This window comes from Streptomyces sp. NPDC047974 (genome assembly GCF_040653375.1).
GTDB lineage: Bacteria > Actinomycetota > Actinomycetes > Streptomycetales > Streptomycetaceae > Streptomyces.
Map to the genome: position 1 here is coordinate 100,542 of NZ_JBEZNU010000016.1, position 20,855 is coordinate 121,396.

General features: G+C 72.7%; 20 protein-coding genes. 7 read left to right on the forward strand and 13 right to left on the reverse strand.

From position 1 onward, the window contains the following. Positions 1–7: 7 nt before the first annotated feature. The 6 genes from AB0E19_RS23110 to AB0E19_RS23135 all read right to left on the reverse strand — a co-directional run bounded on the left by AB0E19_RS23110 (position 8) and on the right by AB0E19_RS23135 (position 5,735). Positions 8–460 (reverse strand): DUF6238 family protein, encoded by a 453-nt coding sequence (locus tag AB0E19_RS23110; protein WP_362183265.1) that lies wholly within the window; start codon positions 458–460, stop codon positions 8–10. Positions 461–492: 32 nt separating this feature from the next. Next, on the reverse strand, positions 493–1,965 hold the full coding sequence (locus AB0E19_RS23115) for an SCO6880 family protein (protein WP_362183268.1): 1,473 nt from the start codon (positions 1,963–1,965) through the stop codon (positions 493–495). Positions 1,966–2,100: 135 nt separating this feature from the next. Continuing rightward, positions 2,101–3,483, reverse strand: a complete 1,383-nt coding sequence (locus AB0E19_RS23120; protein ID WP_362183271.1) for an ATP-binding protein — start codon at positions 3,481–3,483, stop codon at positions 2,101–2,103. A gap of 27 nt (positions 3,484–3,510) precedes the next feature. Continuing rightward, entirely contained in the window at positions 3,511–4,200 is a 690-nt protein-coding gene (locus tag AB0E19_RS23125; RefSeq protein WP_362183274.1) for a hypothetical protein, read from the reverse strand. Further along, positions 4,200–4,508, reverse strand: a complete 309-nt coding sequence (locus AB0E19_RS23130; protein WP_093549354.1) for a DUF6112 family protein — start codon at positions 4,506–4,508, stop codon at positions 4,200–4,202. Before AB0E19_RS23130 ends, AB0E19_RS23125 begins: the two co-directional genes overlap by 1 nt. 87 nt (positions 4,509–4,595) lie before the next feature. Continuing rightward, positions 4,596–5,735, reverse strand: coding sequence for a C40 family peptidase (locus tag AB0E19_RS23135; RefSeq protein WP_362183279.1), 1,140 nt, complete (start codon positions 5,733–5,735; stop codon positions 4,596–4,598). A 582-nt stretch (positions 5,736–6,317) separates the two neighbouring features. Here AB0E19_RS23135 and AB0E19_RS23140 point away from each other — a divergent pair. Further along, a complete protein-coding gene (locus AB0E19_RS23140; RefSeq protein ID WP_362183282.1) occupies positions 6,318–7,064 on the forward strand; it encodes a site-specific DNA-methyltransferase in 747 nt (248 codons plus the stop codon). Positions 7,065–7,159: 95 nt separating this feature from the next. Here the strand turns inward: AB0E19_RS23140 and AB0E19_RS23145 are convergent, their stop codons facing one another. Continuing rightward, complete coding sequence (locus tag AB0E19_RS23145) at positions 7,160–8,092, reverse strand: DUF5655 domain-containing protein (RefSeq protein WP_362183285.1); 933 nt, start codon at positions 8,090–8,092, stop codon at positions 7,160–7,162. A 203-nt stretch (positions 8,093–8,295) separates the two neighbouring features. Between AB0E19_RS23145 and AB0E19_RS23150 the strand changes: the two genes are divergently transcribed. Next, the gene (locus AB0E19_RS23150; protein ID WP_362183288.1) at positions 8,296–8,469 is read left to right on the forward strand and encodes a helix-turn-helix domain-containing protein; all 174 of its coding nucleotides are present in this window, start codon (positions 8,296–8,298) and stop codon (positions 8,467–8,469) included. Positions 8,470–8,512: 43 nt separating this feature from the next. Here the strand turns inward: AB0E19_RS23150 and AB0E19_RS23155 are convergent, their stop codons facing one another. Beyond that, positions 8,513–9,637, reverse strand: a complete 1,125-nt coding sequence (locus tag AB0E19_RS23155; protein ID WP_362183291.1) for a tyrosine-type recombinase/integrase — start codon at positions 9,635–9,637, stop codon at positions 8,513–8,515. A gap of 399 nt (positions 9,638–10,036) precedes the next feature. Then, on the reverse strand, positions 10,037–11,899 hold the full coding sequence (locus AB0E19_RS23160; protein ID WP_362183455.1) for an NAD-binding protein: 1,863 nt from the start codon (positions 11,897–11,899) through the stop codon (positions 10,037–10,039). 816 nt (positions 11,900–12,715) lie between these two features. Here AB0E19_RS23160 and AB0E19_RS23165 point away from each other — a divergent pair. Further along, positions 12,716–13,777 (forward strand): NAD-dependent epimerase/dehydratase family protein, encoded by a 1,062-nt coding sequence (locus AB0E19_RS23165; protein WP_362183294.1) that lies wholly within the window; start codon positions 12,716–12,718, stop codon positions 13,775–13,777. A gap of 9 nt (positions 13,778–13,786) precedes the next feature. Here AB0E19_RS23165 and AB0E19_RS23170 read toward each other — a convergent pair whose 3' ends face one another. Further along, positions 13,787–14,899 (reverse strand): HAMP domain-containing sensor histidine kinase, encoded by a 1,113-nt coding sequence (locus AB0E19_RS23170; RefSeq protein WP_362183297.1) that lies wholly within the window; start codon positions 14,897–14,899, stop codon positions 13,787–13,789. Continuing rightward, positions 14,896–15,666, reverse strand: a complete 771-nt coding sequence (locus AB0E19_RS23175) for a response regulator transcription factor (RefSeq protein ID WP_362183300.1) — start codon at positions 15,664–15,666, stop codon at positions 14,896–14,898. The genes AB0E19_RS23170 and AB0E19_RS23175 overlap by 4 nt, the downstream gene beginning before the upstream one ends. Positions 15,667–15,801: 135 nt before the next feature. On the opposite strand from AB0E19_RS23175, the gene AB0E19_RS23180 reads away from it, so the two are divergent. From AB0E19_RS23180 to AB0E19_RS23190, 3 genes are read left to right on the forward strand one after another with little or no spacing between them, the layout of a single operon-like run. Next, the gene (locus AB0E19_RS23180) at positions 15,802–16,479 is read left to right on the forward strand and encodes a glycosyltransferase family 2 protein (RefSeq protein WP_362183303.1); all 678 of its coding nucleotides are present in this window, start codon (positions 15,802–15,804) and stop codon (positions 16,477–16,479) included. Continuing rightward, on the forward strand, positions 16,476–17,108 hold the full coding sequence (locus tag AB0E19_RS23185; protein ID WP_362183306.1) for a DUF2064 domain-containing protein: 633 nt from the start codon (positions 16,476–16,478) through the stop codon (positions 17,106–17,108). The genes AB0E19_RS23180 and AB0E19_RS23185 overlap by 4 nt, the downstream gene beginning before the upstream one ends. Then, complete coding sequence (locus AB0E19_RS23190; RefSeq protein ID WP_362183309.1) at positions 17,105–17,767, forward strand: methyltransferase domain-containing protein; 663 nt, start codon at positions 17,105–17,107, stop codon at positions 17,765–17,767. The genes AB0E19_RS23185 and AB0E19_RS23190 overlap by 4 nt, the downstream gene beginning before the upstream one ends. Here the strand turns inward: AB0E19_RS23190 and AB0E19_RS23195 are convergent. Both AB0E19_RS23195 and AB0E19_RS23200 read right to left on the reverse strand, forming a co-directional pair. Next, complete coding sequence (locus AB0E19_RS23195; protein ID WP_362183312.1) at positions 17,740–18,159, reverse strand: hypothetical protein; 420 nt, start codon at positions 18,157–18,159, stop codon at positions 17,740–17,742. The genes AB0E19_RS23190 and AB0E19_RS23195 overlap by 28 nt on opposite strands. Then, positions 18,156–19,325, reverse strand: a complete 1,170-nt coding sequence (locus AB0E19_RS23200) for a molybdopterin-dependent oxidoreductase (RefSeq protein WP_362183315.1) — start codon at positions 19,323–19,325, stop codon at positions 18,156–18,158. Before AB0E19_RS23200 ends, AB0E19_RS23195 begins: the two co-directional genes overlap by 4 nt. Before the next feature lie 113 nt (positions 19,326–19,438). Here AB0E19_RS23200 and AB0E19_RS23205 point away from each other — a divergent pair, with 113 nt between their 5' ends. Continuing rightward, positions 19,439–20,833 carry a glycosyltransferase family 87 protein gene (locus AB0E19_RS23205; protein WP_362183318.1) on the forward strand — a complete coding sequence of 465 codons (1,395 nt, stop codon included), beginning with the start codon at positions 19,439–19,441 and terminating at the stop codon, positions 20,831–20,833. Positions 20,834–20,855 lie beyond the last annotated feature (22 nt).

Sequence of the window (20,855 nt, forward strand, 5' to 3'; positions counted from 1 at the left end):
TAGCGGGTCAGTGGCGGGTGAGGCCGGTGAAGGGAGAGTGGAGGTCGGCCGGGGTCGTCCGGCGGCGGACCACGTGCGCGGTGCGCTGATGGCGCTGGCAGACGGTCAGCTCCGGCGCCCCTTCGGGCAGGCCGGCCCGGCACGCCTCGCGCTCGGGCACCTCGCCGGAGTCCGGGCGGGGAGCTGCGTGGTAGGCGGCGTGGAGGTGGTCGGCGGCCTGCCAGATGCGGGTGCGGGCGGCCCGCAGGTGGTCGCCTTCGGCCGGGAGGAGCCGGCCGACGCGGACGGCGTGGGCATCGAGCAGTCCGTACAGCGAGACGAGATGGGAGTGCAGGGCATCCAGCTCGGCGCGGGTGGTGATGAGCGGGCCGCCGGGGATGTTGAGCGCACGGTGGAAGTCGAGCGCGGCGGTGGCGAAGGGCACGAAGTCCTGCGCGGTCGTGCTGGGAGTGCGGGACACGGGAGTGCTCTTTCGACTGGGGGCGCCGGGAGTCAGGCAGCGAGGGCGAGAGGCAGGGCAGCGGCGGTGAACGCCTCGGCCTGCTGCCAGGTCAGCGGCCGGAGGTCGAGCTGGGCGCCGACGGCGGCGGTCTCCACGACCGCGCACGCGGTGCGCAGCTCCTCCTCGGAGTCGGCCGACACGGTCAGCAGACCAGTCAGGGCGACGTCCGCGTGGCCGGCGATGAGCTGCCGCTCGCGCGCCTTGATGTCCTGGTACTCGATCGAGTCCGCCTCGGAGTCGACCTGTCCGCGCCGGGCCCGCTCGGCGGCATCGGCGATGACCGACGCCTTCTTGCGCTGGACGTCGCGCAGTGCGGCGTCCAGGCCCTTCGGCTCGTAGGAGAGCGACAGCGTGCGCCGGACCCCGCCGGTGAACAGGAGCTGGTGCAGGAAGCCGGCGCTGGTTTCGGTCCTCGGCCAGTTCTCCACCCAGTACGTGGCGTGGACGGCGGAGTCGGTCGCGATGTGGTCCGCCTTCTCCACGACCACGACCGGACCGGCAGCGGCAGCGTCGGCCTCGGGGCGTCCGGTGGCCGACCATCGGTCGAGCGCCGCGAGCGCCTTGGGGTCGTAGGCGGTGCGGACGACGGCCGCGATCTCGCGGGCGGTGAGCCAGCCGGCCGGGTTGAGGCCGGCGGTCCGCGCGGCCTGCTCGAAGGTCGAGGTCAGCTGCGCCAGGACGCTGAAGGCTCCGGTCAGGCCGCCGCCGGCCTGGTTGATCAGCCGACGTGCCGCCTTGGTGTCCAGGGACAGCGCGACGTACGCCTCGTGTGGGGCGGCGGCGGGGCCGGCGCTCTGGATCAGTTCGTTGTAGATCGCGCCGGCCACCGGTGTGTCGGGGCGGCCGTGCTCCTCCCAGTAGCGGCGCAGGCTGTCGCCGGAGTCCGGGACGGTGCGCTCGATCACCTGGATGCGGGCGATCTGCCCGGTCCGGGCGAGCGCGGCCAGGGCCCGTCCCCAGCCGGAGACGTTGGCGTGCTGGGTGCCCGGGTCGAGCAGGGCGTAGGCGCGGGAGGAGACCTTGACGACGGCGGTCAGCGTGCCGTTGTGCGGGCCGTGGACCGCGCCGTACCGGCCGTCCGGGGCGGTGGCCACGCGCAGGCTCGCGGCGGTGCCGGGCAGGTGAAGCAGTCCCTCGCGGGTCGGCCGGCGCGAGGGGCGGGTGAGCCAGACGAGCTGGCCGCGCATCCGGCGCAGCGCGTACCGGACGACGACCGGGGTCCAGTCGGCCAGGGCACGGCCCCGGTGGCGGACGAAGACGAACAGGGCGATGACGGCCCACAGGGGGATGAGCGCGAGGGCTCCGACCATGCCGCGGGCGAGGATCACGGCGAGCAGGAGAAGGCCGGTGAGTCCGGCGGCGAGGAGCTGCGGGGCGGTCAGGCCGAGCAGCACGCCGCGCCTGCTGCGGTGGGGGAACTTCACGGTGGCCGAGGGGACTTCGGCCTGGTGCTTACCGGACATGAGGATTCCAGACGGTGGAGGTGAACGAGGTACGGGGCGGGCGGCGCTCTTCTGGAGGACACGGCGGGGCTCCTTCGACGGTCGAATCGGGAGGGGCGGGCTGCGGAGAGGCAGCCCGCCCCCGGTGGGGAAGGGTCAGGAACCCTCGGGCGGCTGGGTGGGGAACACCCAGGGCGTCGGCGTCGGCGAGCCGGTGGCTGCCGCCGAGGGCCCGGCGGGCGGCGTGGTGCCGATGTGGCTCACGCCGCTGCCCGGAGCCGACGTGCTGGTGGAGTGACCGGAGCTGCCGCTGACGGCTTGGACGGCCAGCTGGGAACCTTCCGCTTCCTCTTCGCCGGGCCGGGTGATGAGCGGCGGGATGCCGGGGCGCTGGATCAGGGCCCGGCCCTTGTCGCCGGTCGCGTTCGGGTCCTCGCCGTACCGGAAGCGGGTCTGCGGCTTGGGCGGGCCGGTGTCGATGCCCTCCTTGCTGAGGTTGCCGCCTGCGGGGTTGATGCCGGAGGCGACACCGTCGGCGCCCGCGCCGGGAACCTGGCTCGGCCCCTGGGGGGCGGGGGTTCCGGTCCCGACGCGCATCGCCAGGCTGCCGGCGGTCTTCGCCGCGCCGGCGGCGATGGCCATGCCCGCGACGCCGGTGCGGTGCAGGTCGTCGTGGCCGCCGCCGTCGCTCGCCCAGTGGACGAACTTGTACGTGGCGTAGGGGCACAGGAGGACCAGGACCATGACGACGATGCCGGCCATCGCGTCCGACAGGGCCGACAGGCCGTCGTTGGCGTCGCTCTTGCCCATGGCGGAGACGCCGATCAAAAAGACCACGGTCATCAGGAGTTTCGAGACGATCAGGGTGGCGGTGGCCTCGATCCAGCCGCGCCGCCAGCGCTTGGCGACCTCCCAGCCGCCGCCGGCGCCGGCGAACACGGCGAGGGAGACCATGATCAGGGCGCCGACCTTCCGGGCGACCATGACGCCCCAGTACAGGAAGGCGCCGATCGCGCACCCGAAGGCGACCAGGGCGGGAACTCCCCAGCCCAGGCCGTACATCGCACCGAGTTGGTTGATTTTCACGACGCGGCGGATCGCGTCGTCGACCGAGGTGTTGGCGGCTTGGAACAGGCCGTCGGACAGGGCGTCGACCACGGTGATGGCGACGGTGGTGAAGGCGATGGCGGAGAAGCTGAACAGGACGCCGGTCATGGTGCCGATCGCGGCCTGGGCCAAGGCCCGCTCGTCGCGCCGCCAGGCCGCGAGCATGAGCTGGATGCAGAAGATGCCGACCGTCAGGGCGAGCCCGATGGGCAGCAGAAGCTGGTAGTTGTCCCGGAACCAGCCGGCGTTGAGGTCGATGGCAGTTGTCTGGTTGACGGCCTTGGCGGCGAGGTCCGCCGCGCTGGCCGCCAGTTCGCCGGCCGACTTCGCGATCCACGCGCCGATGCCGTCGGTGACGGCCCCGGCCGGGTTGGTGGCGAAGTCGACGGCGGTGCACACCTTGTCCATCATCGGAAGGCCGCAGACGTCCATGGTGGTACCTCCTTTCGGGAACGTGGGTCAGGGCGCGACGGACGGCATGACGCCGGCCAGGGCGCAGGGCTGGTGGGGGCGGCACTGGACCGCGAGGGTGGTGGAGCGGCTCTCCGCGCCGCCGGCGGGCGAGCCCTTCCAGGCGATCGTCTGCTTCCCCGAGACCGTGACGGCGTAGATGTACGCCTGGGTGATCGCGCCGGGGTTCTCCTGAAGGGCCCGGGTGAAGGCGTTCGGGAAGTGCCCCTCGTTCACCGTGGCCGTGGCGAACTGGCCGTTGGCGGCCATCTCCTTCCACAGCACCGCCGAGGGGATACCCCGGTCGACGGAGGCCGCGTCGGCGTACTTGGCCTCCGCAGTCAGCCACGCGTGCAGAGCGCGCCGCAGTTCGGCCTGCGGGTACGCCCGGGTGTCATACGACCACAGCGCCGCTGCGGCCGCCTTCCCGAAGGCGATCGGGTCGGTGGTCCTCGGCGGAACCGGCAGGGAGCGGGGACGGGTGATCACCGTGGGCGGCCCAGGCGGCGAGACTGCCGAGGAGGAAGCCGGCGGCGAACTCGGAGGAGGGACGGGGGCCTTGGCAGGTGTCCTGCCGTCGCGGGTGAGGTAGGCGGCCAGGCCGGCGAGAGCGACGAGCACCGCCAGGACGACGGTGCCGAGCAGCGCCCGGCGGCGCACGCGAGATGCGCCGCCGGGGTTGGAGGAGTGGGAAGGCATCAGCGGACCTGCGTCCCCAGCGTGCTGAAGAACGCCACCACACCATTTGCCGCGCCGAGCAGAAGGGCCGCGCCGGCACTCACCAGGACGCCCTTCTTTCCGTTGGCCTCGGCCTGGTGGCCGCCGGAGTGGTGGCCCCAGGCCCACACGCCCGCGCTGACGGCGAGGGCGCCGACCACGGCGATGAGACCGAACAAGTTGATGGAGCCCATCACCTGCTTGAGGACGTTCAGGCCCGGCAGCCCGCCCTCGTTCGGCTTGATCCCGGGGTCGTAGGCGAGCTGTATGACCTGTTCGGCGAGGTACACGGGAACTCCAGTTCGAATGAAGGCACGCCGAAGCCCATGAGGGGTGGAGCGGCGGTGCGAGAAAGGGGAGAGGGGGAGAGGCGCCGGTCAGACGACTCGGCGGACCGCGAGAGTCCCGGACTTCCAGGCGGCGACGGTTGTGATGCGGACGATGTCGCCGGTGCGCGGTGCGTGCACGACCAGGCCCTGACCGATGGCCATGCCGACGTGCTCGGGGACGGCGGCTGTGCCCTCGGTGAAGATGAGGTCACCCGGCCGAAGGGCATCGGCCGAGACCGGCTTGCCCTCCTTGACCTGCGTGTACGTCGTCCGCGTCAGGGTGACCCCGGCGGCCTTGTACGCCTGCTGCATCAGGGAGGAGCAGTCGCACCGGCGCATCGCCGTGTCACCGTGGGAGTCGGTGCAGGTCCCGCCCCACTGGTACGGCGTGCCGAGCTGCCCGAGCGCCCACCGGATCGCCGTCTGGACCTCCCGCGGAGCGGTCGCGGGGATGCTGTACTCCTTCGGCAGCGTGCCGGCCGGGATGGTGCCGAAGTCGGTCCCGTCCTCGTCGGCGGTACAGGCACCCGTGGGGCTGGGCGAAGGGCCGTCCGGAACCGGCGACGGTGACGCACCACCGCCACCGCCACCGGTTTTCGGCAGCAGAGGCTCGATGGCCTTCTGCAAGGCCGTGGCCAGCGGCTCCCATTTGGCGTACGCCTCGGGGAAGCCCGACCGCTGCACCGCCTGGGCGGCCTGCGTGACGGACAGGGACTGCCAGCCCGAGACCTGCCGAAGCCCCTCGTAGAACTTCGTCGAGGCGTGCACCGGGTCGAGGATCTCGTTCGCCGTGCCCCAGCCCATCGACGGCCGCTGCTGGAACAGTCCCAGCGAGTCGCGGTCGCCCCAGGTCAGGTTCCGCAGGCCGCTCTCCTGCAGGGCGGTGGCCAGGGCCACGACCTGCCCGCGGGCCGGGATGTTCATCGCGACGCCGGTGGCCTGGATCGTCTTGGCGAAGGGGATCTGCTCGGCTGGATTGTCCAGCCCCGGCACGGAGACCGACGCCGTGCCGCCCCCTGCCAGGATGGCCTTCACCTGATCGGCGACCGCCGCGGTGTCCACGGACTGCGCGCCGCCGGTCGGACAGGAGGCCGAAGCGGTCCCGGCGCCGAAGGCGAGGATCGGCACGACCAGCAACATCGAGCTCGCCGCGAACAGGCCGACGACGCCCTTGGTGGTCTTGTTCACCGCCGCCGCCGTTCACCGGGGCGGCGGGGCCGGCCGGGTGACGGCGTCGGGTCGGGGCGCGGGGGTATCAGGACATGCTGCATCGCAGCGGCTCCTCGGTGTTCGTAGGAGACGCGGTGCCAGCTTCTCGTGCAAAGCCGCCGGCACCGCGCCGATGTGCATCCGCCGCTCGGGCGGGCCCGGGGTCAGAGGAGTTAGCAGCTCCCGGACGCCGGTCTCAGGTCACGCGCGGCAGCCAGCCGCGCTCGTAATCTCAGGCGGTACACAAGGGCCTCCGGACGGCATCGGGAAACGCGTGGGCAACGTGCTTTCCTGCTGGCTCGACTGGACGAGACAGCACGGATACGCACAGGTCAGCGGGGGTGGAGCGGGGCTCCTTCCCGGCGACACGGCGAGACAGTAGACCGCGATTCCGGCCGCACCAAACGACCCTCGGCACCGGCCCCGAGCCGCCGCTGCCTCGTTAGGTCCGGCCGGAATCCACGGCTAACCTCCGGCACAACCCCGCTGGAGACGAGTGCCGTTGAGCGCCGCCCGGCATGGGTTCCACAACCCTCCGCGCCCCCGAAGAGAGGCCCTCCCATGAGCTACACGCTGCACCGAGGCGACGCCCTGACCGTCCTGAAGTCCCTCCCGGACGAGAGCGTCAACGCCGTGATCACCGACCCCCCGTACAACTCCGGCGGACGCACGAGCTCGGAACGCACCGGCCGCACCGCGCGCGCCAAGTACGTCACCAGCAACTCGGCACACGACCTCGCCAACTTCCCCGGCGAGAACCGCGACCAGCGCTCGTACCGCTCCTGGCTGACCGAACTGCTCACCGAGGCGTACCGGGCCTCGACCGAGCACGCGGTCGCGATGGTCTTCACCGACTGGCGCCAGGAGCCGACCACGACCGACGCCCTGCAGATGGCGGGCTGGACCTGGAGCGGCATCCTCCCGTGGATCAAGCCCGCCAGCCGGCCCCGCAAGGGAGGGCCGAAGCAGGACTCCGAGTTCATCGTCTGGGGCGTCAAGGGCTCCCTCGACAACACCCGCGACCTCTACCTCCCCGGGCACTACATCGCCTCCCAGCCCCGCAAGGACCGGGTCCACATCACCCAGAAGCCCGTCGAGATCATGCAGCAGCTTGTCCAGGTCTGCCCCGAGGGCGGCACCGTCCTCGACCCCTTCACCGGCAGCGGCTCCACCGGCGTCGCCGCCCTCCGGGAAGGCCGGAACTTCGTCGGCGTCGAACTCTCCCCGCACTACGCCGACGTCGCCGAACAGCGCCTGCGTGCCGAACTGGAACAGGACGACTTCACCCTCGCCGGACCGGAGAGCTGATCATGAGAAACGAGAAGCCGGGGCCGGCGGACCACAGACGCCGAAGGGCGGCTGGAACATCGAGAACCGATGCTCCAGCCGCCCTTCTGCTTGTCTCAGGCAGCCTCGAACGCCCGCCGGATCAACGGCGCCGCCTTCTCCAGGTCCGCCGCCGAGCCGATCCGCACTTCCAGGTCCCCCGTCCCGAGATGCCCGATACCGCGCATGTCCCGGGTGAAGCCCTCCTCCAGCACGACCGTGTCCGGGTCGAGTCTGAGATAGACCAGGATCACCTCGTGCTTCGGACGGAACAGGACCGAGGCCACGTTCACCAGTCGCCGGTAGGCGACGTAGTGCTTGAGGGGCACCACCTCGACCTCGCCCCACGCCGTCAGCGCCTCGTCGACCTCCGCGAACAGATCCCGAAGGCGATCCGGAACAAGACCGGCGCCCGCCGGCGCCGGAACCGCCGGGGCCACCGCAGCGTCCTCGGCCCCCGCGTCCCGCGCGCGGCTCCGCCGGGGTGCCGCGCTCGGCACGCCGGGCGAGGAGTCCACCAGCAGCAGGCTCAGCAGCCCGCCCTCGAAGACCCGGTAGCGCACCAGGTCGATCCGCTCCGGCACCCGCTGCACCGCCACCCGATCGTGGTGCGAGAAGCCGGCCGCGATACAGACCATCCGCGGACGCCGCCAGTCGACGGACTCCGCCGCCTCCGCGCCCAGCACCTTCCGGACCAGCGCCTCGAACTCGAGCTGCGCCGACTCCAGCCACGCCATGTACGAGACGGCCTGCGACAGCACCCCGCTGTCGGAGCCCTTCTTGAACTCGATCACCACCGGACTGCCGTTCTCATCCAGCCCCAGCGTGTCGATCCGCCCCCGATGCCACGGTCCGGTCGCGTACTCCGACGCCAGGAACCGGATCCCGAGCATCTGCTCCAGCCCGGCCTCGACACGCCGCTGCAGCTCCACCTCCAGCGCCACTGTCGACCCGGACAGCTCGACATCCCGCCCATCCGTGTCTTGCCGGAACAACATCAGATCTGCCATCAGCGCCCCCTCTTGCGACCTCTGCAAGGATCAATCAAAGGGAGGCTACGGGTATTCCACCGTTGGTAGGGGGGAAGGGTTGTCCTCTCCTCTTCCGTGCTGCTGGCGATCCGGAAAAGGGCGGTCTTGCACGCTCATTAGGGGCGGCCGAATTTGCTTAGTACCATCGGGCCCGAAGATTTCGACGAGAGGCAGGGTTTCCTATGATCAGTCGGTTCCTCGGGATCGCTGAAGCAGCCGAGTATCTGGGTATGTCTCAACGGTGGATGTATCGCGATTCGCGGAGGCACGGCCTCCCCCGCTATTACTTCGGGGGGCGACTCAAATTCAAGCTTGAGGACCTTGAGCGGTGGGTGCAGCAGCAGAAGGTTGTATGAAGGAGGGGCCGGGTTGACAGACCCGGCCCCTCCTGGGTTTCCGTCAGAGGCCTACCTCGAGGACCTTGGCCGCACGGCCAATAGAGGCGGGCATCAGGTGACGGTAGATGCGGTAGGTCATGTTGATGTTCGAGTGTCCCATCCACTCGGCCACGTCGGTGATGGGGATTCCCTTGGACAGGCAGTTCGAGGCGAAGAAGTGGCGGAGGGAGTACGGGTTCAGCTTCCGTGTGATGCCGGCTCGTTTCCGAGCCGCGCTCCACTGGTAGTCGAGTGTCGAGTATCCCCAATAGGGGCTGCGCTGGGTGCGCAGCAAGAATCCGTGCTGGTCCGTTCCGAGGCCGTGCGCGTACCTGTGGAGAGACTCCCGAACCGTGGCCGGCATGGGGACTTCACGGAACTCGCCCGCCTTGCGGTGCTTGAGCGGGGCGCGCTGCCGGGTCCTCCCTTCGATCTGTTCGGTGATGCGGTACACATCGTCCGCGACCATCCCTTCCAGGTTGGCAGCGAACGCCTCACCGTTCCGGTGCCCGCACCCGGACATCAGATCGATGATGACGACGAGGCCCTTGGAAGCGACCTCCTTGAGGGCATGGATCTCTTCCAATGTGGGGATGGTGATCCGAGTGGGGATGTACTCCGGCGGGACGACGCCCCGGAAGGGGTCGTCCGATATCCCACCCCTGCGGTGGGCGTCCCGCAGGATCTTTTTGAGGGTGTCGAAGGCGTTCTGCTGAGTGGCCAGCCCGACCTTGCGCTCCTCCATGGACATGATGAAGTCGTCGATGACGATCGGCGAGAAGCTGTTGATCCGACGGGACTCCAGGACAGGGAGCAGCTGCCGGTCGAGCAGCTGCTTGACCGTGCGTACCGTCCCTGGCGCGAAGTGCCGCTGTCGCGGCAACCAAGCCCCCGCGTACTCCCCGAAGCGCTGCTTGCCCAACGTGCGCTTCACCTCGGACTCCTGCACGGGAGTGCTGCGCTTCTCCCTGTAGATCTGCGTGAGTCGGTCGAGGGCGTCGTCCTGCGTCGGGTAGCCCGACTCTTCGCTCTGTCGCCCCGTTCCGTCGCGGAACCGGATAGCGTAGGGGTGCGCACACCCGCCCTGCCGTTTGCAGCTGCAGGTCTTGAAGAAACTGCCCATCCCGCGGATGAGTTTGGCCGCCATGTACACCGCTCCTGACTCATGCTGGGAGTTTGCTGACCAACGGCTCCACAGCATGGCCCTGACCTGCGGCCGCACCAAACTAGAGCACGTTGATCAGCATCTTCACAGGTACCTCCTGGTGAGACGGGCAGGCAAGCTGTCCATCGGGGTCTTTGAAGGTCAGGGTGCGTGAGGCGAGTTGCGGAGCTTGGCGGTGCATCGCCCGGAGGGGCGATCCTCGACGCTGCTGATGCCGAGTTCACGCTGACGCTTCCGACGATAGGCCGGTTCGGGATTCGGCGGTCGGGCCTTGCGTGTGCGCAGCATGGTGCAACTATCGATGCTCGACCGCGTACATGCACGGGTGCGAAAGCGATCAGAGGCGTGTCGGCGCTCGGCGCCACAGGCGGCCGAGCCCGGTCACCGGTCGGGGGCGGGCCGCGGGCCGGTGGCGAGGAGTTCGGCGAGGCCGCGGCGGGTGGCGGCGATGACGACGCGGTCGCGGGGCTGGAGGACGTACCCGGGGTGGAGGTCCCAGAGGAGTTCGGACCGTTCGCCGTCGGGCGGGGTGGAGGCGAGGTCGGGGCGGCGGGCGGAGGCGTCGGCGGTGTCGAGGGCGAGGACGCGCCAGGAGTCGGCGCGGAACGACTCGGCGACGGTCCGTCCTTCGAGCTGGGGGTGGCCGGCGACGAGGAGCGCGGCGAAGAGCAGGACCTTGCGTTCGACGGGTATCGCCCCGAGGATCTGGCGGCCCATCATGGCGCCGGCGAAGGCGGGGGCGGCGAGGTGGGAGACGCTGCGGCTGCGGGTGACGGCGTCGGGGTGGGCGGAGCGCAGGGTGCGGTAGACGGCGGTGGCGAAGTCGTCGTCGTAGAGCCGCAGCACCGTGCGCAGGCCGCTGTGGAGGGTGCGTGCGGCGAGGACGGCCTCCAGGTTGGTGGTGTCGGAGCTGGTGAGGGCGAGCAGGGCGTCGGCCCGGTGGACGCGGGCGGCGTCGAGGACGCCGTCCTCGGTGACGTCGCCGAGGATCACCGGGACGCCGAGGTCGCGGGCGAGCGGGATGCCGCGCGCGTCGGGGTCCTGTTCGACGCAGACGACCGGGATGTCGTACTCCCGCAGGCGGGCGAGGACGCGGGCGCCGATCTTGCCGAGGCCGAGCAGCACGATGTGACCGGAGAGGGTGCGGGGCGGGCGGCGCAGGGTGCCGGCCGTCCGGAACGTGCCCAGGGCCTCCAGGGTCCCGGCCACGAGCAGCGGCAGCAGGGCGAGCCCGACCAGTCCGGACAGCAGCTGGAGCACCTGCCGGGTGGTCGGCTCCTCCAGGGCCGGGTCGTTGATGGAGAACAGATCGAGCAGGGTCAGGTACGCGGCCTCGACGGGACCTGCGTCGGTGAGCGCGATCATGGTGCCCGTCAGGGCGAGGACCGCGGCGACGATGCCGGCGAGCGCCCACCGCAGGCGGGTGGAGAACACCTCGCCGAGGGGGGCGCCGCGGCGGGCGAGTCGGCGGGGCGGCAGGACGGAGCCGGCCCGGCGGACCGCCTCCAGGACGATGGTTCCCCGGCCCTGCGATGTCAGGACGGCCCGGTCGTCGGGCAGGAGATCGGGACCTCGTGTCCCGCTGGTGTCCGAGCCCTCGGCCCCGGCGGGGTCGCCGGTGGTCGACGACAGCAGCGCCAGCGTGCACAGTCCCGGATCGGGAACCTCTCCGCGGCCGGGCGCGGGCCGCTCCGCCGCGCGCAGCAGCAGGCCGCCGGCCTGCACCACCTTCCTCGTGTCGGCTATGGCCGTGGCGACGAGTGCGGGCGCGGCGGTGTCGGCGTCGGACAGCACCGTCGTGGACGCGTCCAGGACGCTGCGGTCCATGCCCGGCTCGGTCACGAGGACGGCCTGGTCGAGGAGTTCCTCCAGCCGGTCGCCCAGCTTGCGGTTGTACATGCGGACGACCAGGCGCAGCCCCGGGTTCAGCCGGCGTGCCGCGAGCGCGGCCCGGAGGTTCGTCTCGTCGTCCTCGTAGAGCAGCGCGAGCGCGGCGGCCGACTCCACCCCTGCCCGTCGGAGAGCTTCGCGCGTCGGGGCGGAGGCGGGCACCTCCCGGAGCGGTGGAGCTGCGCCAGTGCCCTGTCCGGCGCGAGGCGCCTGCCCGGTTCGGTCGGCGAATCGTTCCCTGCCCGGTTCGTCCACACCACCAGGGGGGACGACGAGGACGACGTGGCGCAGGTAGACCTCTCGCAACTCGGCCGCCAGTCGGGGGGCGAGCCCGTCGTCACCGCAGACCACCATGCGGTCATCGGGCCATGGGCCCTCCTGGTGTGGTGGCACGGCCATGTCTCTCTCCCCCCATGCGATGGTACGAACGGCCCGGCGGTGGTGCGGTGATGCCGGATGACGCAAGCGTCGGTGCCTGCCGCGGTCCGGCCGTACACGAGCGCGCACGCAGCCATCCGGCCCTGGGCGCGTCACCGAGTCCCGTCGTCGCTCGGGAGACGTCATGGCCGTCCCTCGGTCGCTTCGGTGCCGGAGGTGGTGTTCGTCGAACGGTGTGCCGCGGCCGGCACGGCCGCGGCACGAACACGGGCGAGCGGGGGGACGGGGCGGCCCGCGTCACCGCGGCGCGCGGCTCGCTCTTCGCTGCTGTCATGGTCCCCCGTCAGGCGTCGGCGCTTCCGAGCCGCACGCAGCCTGTCACGGTCCGGTACCCGAGTCGACTGCCTGGTTCCGGCAACCTGGGCGTCCGTTCCGTGCTGGGGCCGTACGGAGGGGAGGCGCCCGGCGACGAGGCCGGCCAGGCGGGCCCTTCCCGCACTGCCGCTGTGCGCGGCGCTCGCGGCGCGCCCGGGTCGCGCCCGGGGCGTCACGGCCGTCGCCGAAGCCGTCGCGATTCCGCTGAGCGTGGCCACGGCACTTCTCGGGATGCGCGAGCGGGACCGGCGGCGCCGTCGGCGCGAGCATGCGGGGGCGGCCGCAGGTTCCGGGAGCGGTCACCGAATCGATGGAGTCGGGACGCGAGGCCTGTCGAAGGACCGTACTGATGACGGAACCCTTACGTCACGGCGCGGACGCTCCCGTCGCACCGCGACCGGCCCCTAACGTCGCACCATGCGCGTACTCGTCACCGGAGGAGCCGGGTTCATCGGCTCACACATCGTCACCGAACTGCTCTCGGCGGGCCACGAACCCGTCGTCCTGGACGCTCTGCTGCCCGGCGCGCACGCCGCCGCCCCGGACCCCTCACCCGTGGAGTTCCTGCACGCGGACGTCCGGGACCCGAGGGCGGTGAGGGACGCGCTGGACGGGGTGCAGGCGGTCTGCCACCAGGCCGCCATGGTCGGCCTGGGCCAGGACTTCGCCGACGCGCCCGACTACGTCGGCTGCAACGACCTGGGGACCGCGGTCCTGCTCGCGGCGATGGCGCGGAGCGGCGTGCGGCACCTCGTTCTCGCCGGTTCCATGGTCGTGTACGGGGAGGGGCGGTACGACTGCCCCCGCCATGGACCGGTACAGCCCGGGCCCCGGCGCGCCGAGGACCTGGCGGCGGGACTCTTCGAGCCCCGGTGCCCCGCCTGCGGCGCCGAACTCGCCCCGGGGCTCGTCCGGGAGGACGCGCCGGCCGACCCCCGGAACGTGTACGCGACGACGAAGCTGGCCCAGGAACACCTGGCGGCGTCCTGGGCCCGCTCGGTGGAGGGGACGGCGGTCTCGTTGCGCTACCACAACGTGTACGGGCCGGGCATGCCCCGGGACACCCCCTACGCGGGCGTGGCGTCCCTGTTCCGCTCGGCCCTGGCGCGCGGCGAGGCGCCCCGTGTCTTCGAGGACGGCGGACAGCGCCGGGACTTCGTCCACGTACGGGATGTCGCCGCGGCGGACGTGCTGGCGCTGGAAGCCGTCGACGGTCTGCCGACGGGCGAGCTCACCCCGTACAACGTCGGCAGCGGCGAGCCGCACACGGTGGGCGAGATGGCCGCCGCCCTGGCGCGTGCCCACGGCGGTCCGGAACCGCTGGTGACGGGGGAGTTCCGGCTCGGTGACGTCCGGCACGTCACGGCCGACTCGGCCAAGCTGCGGCACGATCTCGGCTGGCGGCCACAGGTCGGCTTCGCCGACGGGATGGCGGAGTTCGCCCACGCCGGTCAACGGGCCTCCGCCGCCGTGGGCTGACCGGCGTGCTCAGCCCGCGGCGGCCGGGAGGGTGACCTCGAAACGGCATCCCCCGGGGACGTTGCGCACCTCCGCTCTGCCCGCGTGGGCCTCGACGATGCCCTTCACGATCGCCAGGCCCAGGCCCGCGCCCGCGGGCGGGGTGCGTGCCTCGGTGCCCCGCCAGCCGGTGTCGAAGACGCGGGGCAGATCCTCGTCCCGGATACCCCCGCAGCCGTCGGTGACGGACAGGACGACGGTGTCCTCGCGCCGCTCGGCGGCCACCGCCACCGTGCCGTCGGGCGGAGTGTGGCGGATGGCGTTGACGAGGAGGTTGGCCAGGACGCGGGTCATCTCCTTGCCGTCCACTTCGACCGGCACCGCCTGGACCGCCTCTCCCGACAGGCGCACGCCGTACTCGCGGGCGAGCGGATCGGCGCCGCCGAGCGCGTCACCGACCAGGTCGTGGACGGACAGGCGGCTCGGGGCGAGGGCGAGCGCGCCCGCGTGGATCCGGGAGAGTTCGAAGAGGTCGGTGACCATGGCGGTGAGGCGTTCGACCTCGGTGCGGATCTGCCGGTGGTAGCGGGCGGGGTCGGTAGCCACGCCGTCCTCCAACGCCTCGGCCATGGCCCGCAGCCCCGCGAGCGGGGTGCGCAGGTCGTGGGAGATCCAGGCGACGAGCTCCCTCCGGGACGCCTCCAGGGCGCGCTCGCGCCGACGGGACTCGTCCAGCTTGGCGCTCGTCGAGGCCAGCTCGACGGCGAGGGCGGCGAGCTCGGCGGTGGCGGTACCACCGGGGGCGGAGAAGCTTCCTCCGTCGCCGAAGTCCCGCGCCGCCTTCGCCAGGGCGTGACTGCGGGCCACGACCCACCGTCCGAGGAGGAGCGCGACGGCCAGCGAGACGAGTGCGGCCATGGCGACGACGACGGTCACGACCCACAGGTCGTGGGCGGACAGGAACATCGCCCGGGCGACGGCCAGCGTCCCGGCGAGCATCGCCGTCACCGTGACGGTGGCGACCACGGTCAGGGAGACCGCGACCGAGCGATGGCGCACGAGCCGGAGGACCACCGCGCCCGCGAGCCCGGCACACGCGGCTCCCGCGAGTGCGAAGAGGGCGATGAGCAGGACGTCCTTCATGCCGCCTCTCCGTCGTTCTCTCCGTCGTTCTCTCCGCCGTTCTCGGGTTCGCCGCCGCCCTCCGGCTCGAAGCCGTAGCCGACGCCCCACACGGTCCGGACGAACCGGGGCCGGGCCGGATCGTCCTCGATCTTCGCGCGGAGACGGCGTACGTGGACGGTGACGGTGGACAGGTCGCCGAAGTCCCAGCCCCACACCTCGCGCATCAGTTCCTCCCTGCTGTGCACGGCGCGCGGACGGAGCAGGAAGTACGCGAGCAGGTCGAACTCCCTCAGCGTGAGAGCGAGTTCCCGTCCTGCCCGAGTGGCTCGGCGCGTCGCGGGATCCACGGCGAGGTCCCCGGCGCGCAGCACGGGCCCCGTGACCCCCGGGGCGGCCGTGCGGGTCCGCCGCAGCACGGACTCGACCCGCAACACCAGTTCGCGCGGGCTGAACGGCTTGGTGACGTAGTCGTCCGCACCCACCTCCAGGCCCGTGATCCGGTCGTCCTCGTCCCCGCGGGCCGTCAGCATGATCACCGGCACGGGCCGGCGGGCGCGCAGCCGCCGGCACACCTCCAGGCCGTCGAGGCCGGGCAGCATCAGATCGAGCACGACCAGGTCCGGCCACCGGCGCTCCGCCCGCAGCAGCGCGTCGGGGCCGTCGGCGGCGTGCTCGACGGAACAGCCCGCCCGCTCCAGATAGCTGCCGACCACTTCGGCCACGGTGGGGTCGTCGTCCACCACCAGGATTCGGGCCGGTGCGGCCGGGGCGTCGTGCTCGCTCATGGCGCCCACCCTCGCATCCGCGCTCCGCCGACGACCACGCCCACCCGGGGGTACGCGGACCGACGTCCGCGTTTCGTAAGAAGTGAAACGGCCTGGAGACCGTCCGCGGTTCCTACGGTGAGACCTGTGACACCCATGACCGCAGATGTCGTCCTGCCCTGCCTCGACGAAGCCGAGGCGCTCCCCTGGGTCCTGTCCCGGATCCCCGCCGGGTGGCGGCCCCTCGTCGTCGACAACGGCTCCACCGACGGCTCCGCCGAGCTGGCCGCCGGCCTCGGGGCCACCGTCGTGCACGAGCCCCGGCGGGGGTTCGGCGCCGCCTGCCAGGCCGGGCTGCTCGCCGCCCGAGCCGAGTTCGTGTGCTTCTGCGACTGCGACGCCTCCCTCGACCCGGCCCTGCTGCCCGATCTCGTGCGCTCCGTGGCCGACGGCTCCTCCGACCTGCTCCTCGGCCGTCGCCGCCCCACCGGGCGCGGTGCCTGGCCCGCCCACGCCAGGGCCGGGAACACCGCCCTGTCCTGGCTGCTGAAGCGCCGCACCGGGCTGCGGCTGCGCGACCTCGGACCGATGCGCGCGGCCCGCCGAGAGGCCCTCCTGGGCCTGGGCCTCTCGGACCGGCGCAGCGGCTATCCGCTCGAAATGGTGGTGCGGGCCGCCGACGCCGGCTGGCGGGTGCGCGAGGTCGACGTGCCCTATCTGCCCCGGGCGGGCCGCTCGAAGGTCACCGGCACCTGGAAGGGCACCTGGCAGGCCGTGAACGACATGAGGCGCGTGCTCGACGCGCCCGTCACCCCCGGAGGTGCCCGCCCGTGACCACCCTCCTGGTCATCGCCAAGCAGCCGCGGCCCGGCCGTGTGAAGACGCGGCTCACGCCTCCGTTCACCCCGGAGGAGGCGGCCTCCCTCGCCGAGTCGGCCCTCGCGGACACGCTCGCTTCCGCGGCACGCGTCCCGGCGGACCGGCACGTCCTCGTGCTCGACGGAGAACCGGGGCCGTGGCTGCCGCCTGGTTTCCACGTCGTCCCGCAGGCGGCGGGCGGGCTCGACGTCCGGCTCGCGGCCGCGTTCGCCGGCTGCGACGGCCCGGCGCTCCTCATCGGCATGGACACCCCGCAGATCACCCCGGGGGTACTCGCGCCGGCCCTGTGCTGGGACCGGCACGACGCCTGGTTCGGTCCCGCCGCCGACGGGGGCTTCTGGGCCCTCGGCCTCGCCGCCCCCGATCCCGCCCTCCTGCTCGGCGTGCCGATGTCCCGGTCCGACACCGGAGCCGTGCAGCACGCGCGACTGCGGGCGGCCGGACTGAGCGTCGGCCTTCTGCCCGTCCTGAGGGACGTGGACACCGCGCGGGACGCCCGGCACGTCGCGGCCGAGGCACCGGGCACCCGCTTCGCGGCCCGGCACGCCCACCTGACGCTTTCGACGGCGGGAGCCGGTTCGTGACCACGACGGCCTGGCGCGCCGATCCGTACGCCGACGCCCTGCGCGCCGGGCGGGGGCCGTTGTTCCTGCGGCGCGACGACGGCTGGCTGCTGCCCCTGGAGGTCGAGCGCTGGTGCGAGGCGCCGGACGCCGCGGACCGGTCCGTGCTGGAGCGCTGCGGCCGACGGGTCCTCGACATCGGCTGCGGTCCCGGGCGGCTCGTCGCCGCCCTCGCCGCCGACGGGTGCCGGGCCCTGGGCATCGACGTCAGCCCGGAGGCGGTGTCCCGTACGGAGAGGGTCGGCGGCACGGCCCTGTGCAGGTCCGTCTTCGACCCGCTCCCCGAGGAGGGCCGCTGGGACACGGCGTTGCTCATCGACGGGAACATCGGGATCGGAGGCGATCCGGCCCGTCTGCTGCGGCGGTTGCGCCGGATCGTCTCCCGCGCCGGTCGCGTCCTCGCCGAATGCGCGCCGGTCGACGTCGACGAGCGCTGCGAGGTGCGGGTCGACGACGGCCGCGGCGGCAGGGGAGAGCCGTTTCCCTGGGCCCGGGTCGGCACCCGGGCCCTCGCCGTGCAGGCTGCCGGGGCCGGATGGACCGCGGCCGAGAGCTGGACGGCCGCGGGACGGTCCTTCCTCTCCCTCGTTCCTCAGCCGTCCGTACCGGTCCGCCGCTGAGACCGCCGCCACCGGCGTACGAGGTGCAGCCCTGCCGCTCCCGCGGCCACGACCGCCAGCACGATCACGAGGTTGCGCCCGTAGGGGAGCGGCAGCGCCGACGGGTTGGGCGCCGGGCCGGGCCGCAGGAGGAGCGGCAGCGTCACCAGGACCACACTGCCGCCGATCACCAGTGCCCCGCGCCACAAGCCCCGTTCGGGCCGTCCGGCGATCAGCAGGCCGACGGCCAGGACCAGCGGGGCGAGGAGACCGTCGTGGACGAGGAGGGCTCCGGCCAGCCACACCAGTACGTTCCCGGAAGCCGGTTGGGCGGCCACCAGCCAGGCCCCCAGGCCGATCAGGCCGACGCCGAGGCCGCCGACCGCGTAGCGCAGCGTCCGCAGCGGGTTCACAGCACCTCCAGGCGGTGCACCCACTTGGTCTGCAGGACCCCGGGCCGGTTGGGGGCGATGATCCGGGCGGGGAAGCCGTGGTCGAGGGAGAGCCGCTGCCCGTTGAGCGTGAGGGCGAGGAGGGTGAGCGGATCGTCCGCGTACCGCGCTCCCATCTCCATCACCCGGTAGGCTCCTTGGGCCTCCAGGGAGGTCACCCGCAGGGAGTCCCTGCCCGGCCGCCCGCCGGCCCTCTCCAGCAGGTCCCGCACGCGTACCCCGCCCCAGTCCGCGTCGACGCTCCAGCCCTCGACGCAGGCGATCGGCAACCGGGCCCGCGCGGGGGGCATCGCCCCCAGCTCCTCGAGGCCGAGGGTGTACGACAGCGGGCCGACCACTTCCAGACGCCACCGTCCCAGGCCGTCCGCCGCGACGCCCGCCGCGGCGGCGGTCCGGTTGACCGGCAACCCCTGGGGCCCGTGGTCGGGACTGCGGGGCGCGAGCAGGTCGAACGCCTTCAGCGGGGTGACGGACTGGCCGACCGTCGTCAGCGTCACCACGCCGACCGCCCCGCCCGCGGCGAGGAGCAGCGAGCGGCGGTCTGCGGCGTCCTCGGCCGGCAGCTCCCGCGTCCCCTCGGAGCGTCTGCTCCAATGGGCCCTGATCTCGGGAGCTTTGACGGCGACGTGCAGCAGGATCGAGCCGGCCGCGACCCAGGCGACGGCGAAGTGCACCGGCACGAAGGAGAACTGCCAGGGGTACCACTCGGCGATGTTGAGGAGCCCGGTCACCACCTGGAAGACGGCGGTCGCCACCAGGACGGCGATCGACAGGCGCTCCAGCGCGTGCCGTACGGACCGGACCGGCGGCCACGTGAACAGTCGCGGGTACACGGCCCAGAGCTTGACCGGGAGCAGGACGACCGCGGTGATGCCGCCGGCGACGTGCAGGCCCTGGGTGAGCCGGTAGCCCCACACCGGCCGGGCGGGAAGGTGATCGGCGAGCCAGCCCGGCGGGTGCTGGAGGTAGTGGCTGACGAGACCGGTCAGCAGGCAGACGCCGAAGGCGGCGCCGAGCCACCGGCCGACGGCCGTCGCCGTCCTGGCGTCGTGCAGTCGGCCTTCGAAGGACGGTGGCCGCAGCGCGGACAGGGCCCGGCTCGGGGGTCCGGGTACGCGGAAGGTCATGCCGTCCATGACACCGTCCCGAGGAGCCGCACGAAGGATGCGACACCTTACGGAACTCGAACGTCCCGCCGAGTCGTCTCCCCGCAGGTCCTGCGCGCTGTCAGGCTGCGTGCGTGATCCCCAACCGTCCCGCCGTCGCCGCCGCCCTGCTGCTCGCGGCCCTGACCGGCCTCCTCGCCGACCTCCTTCACGGGAACGCGCGCGGTGCCGGCCTCCTCGCCGGTCACGCGGGGGCGTGGGCGCTGTTCGCGGCGGCCGTCGTCGTCCTGCGCCGCGTCCCCGGCCGGACGGTCGTTCCCCTCCTCGTCGCCGGGGCGATCGCGGTCACGGCCACCGGCCTGACGGCCGCGCCGGCCACGAGCACCGACTCCTACCGGTACGCGTGGGACGGGAGGGTGCAGGCGTCCGGCGTCTCCCCGTACGACCACACGCCGGATGATCCGGCACTCGCCGGACTGCGCGACGGATGGCTCTTCCCCGACGCCGAGACCTGCGAGCGGGGCGAGGCCGACCTCGCCCCGCTCGACGACGGCCTGTGCACCCGCATCAACCGGCCCGCGGTCCACACCATCTATCCCCCGGTCGCCGAGGCCTGGTTCCTGCTGGTCCACGTCCTGTCACCGGACGGCGTCCGCCACAAAGCGCTCCAGACCGCCGCCGCCCTCCTCGCGCTGGCCGTCACGGGCCTGCTGATCGTGATCGACCGCCGCCGGGGCGATCCCCGCAGGGCCGCCCTGTGGGCCTGGTGCCCGGCCGTACCCGTCGAAGCCGTCAACAACGCCCACGTGGACGTCCTCGCCGTCCTCCTCTCGGTCGCCGCCCTGGCCGTCGTGGCACACCACCGCGTCACCGGGGGACTGCTGCTCGGCCTCGCGGTCGCCACGAAGATGCTGCCGGCCCTCCTCGTGCCCGGAGCGCTGTCCGGCGCCAGGCGCCCGCGCGCGGTCCTGGCGGTCCTGGTTCCGGTGGCCGCCACCGTCGGGGCGCTGTACCTCCCGTACGTCCTGCTCTCCCGGGAATCCGTCCTCGGGTACCTGAGCGGCTACGCCCAGGAGGAGGGGTACGACGACGCGGGCGCGAGCGGCCGGTACGCCCTGCTCCGGCTCGTCCTGCCCGACGCGTGGGCGGTGCCCGTCGTCGCCCTCGTCATGACGGCCGTGGCGCTCACGGTCTGGTGGCGCGCAGACCCCGAACGCCCCTGGAGCGGCGCCCTGGTGACCACCGGCACCGCCTTCCTCCTGCTGACCCCCGGCTACTCCTGGTACGCCCTCCTCCTGGTCGCGCTCGTCGCCCTCGACGGCCGCTGGGAGTGGCTGGGCGTGGCCCTCGCCGGTGCCACCGCCTACCTCGCGGCTCCGCTGGTGGGCCACGGGGCGGCCACCGCCGCCTACGGCATCGCGGCGGCCGCGGTCTGCGCGGGCTGGTGGACGCGACGACGCCCGGACGGCCCACGCCCCCGATCCGGGACGACCACGAACACGCACACGACCACGACCACGGCCGCGTGACGAACCGGCCACCCACACCACG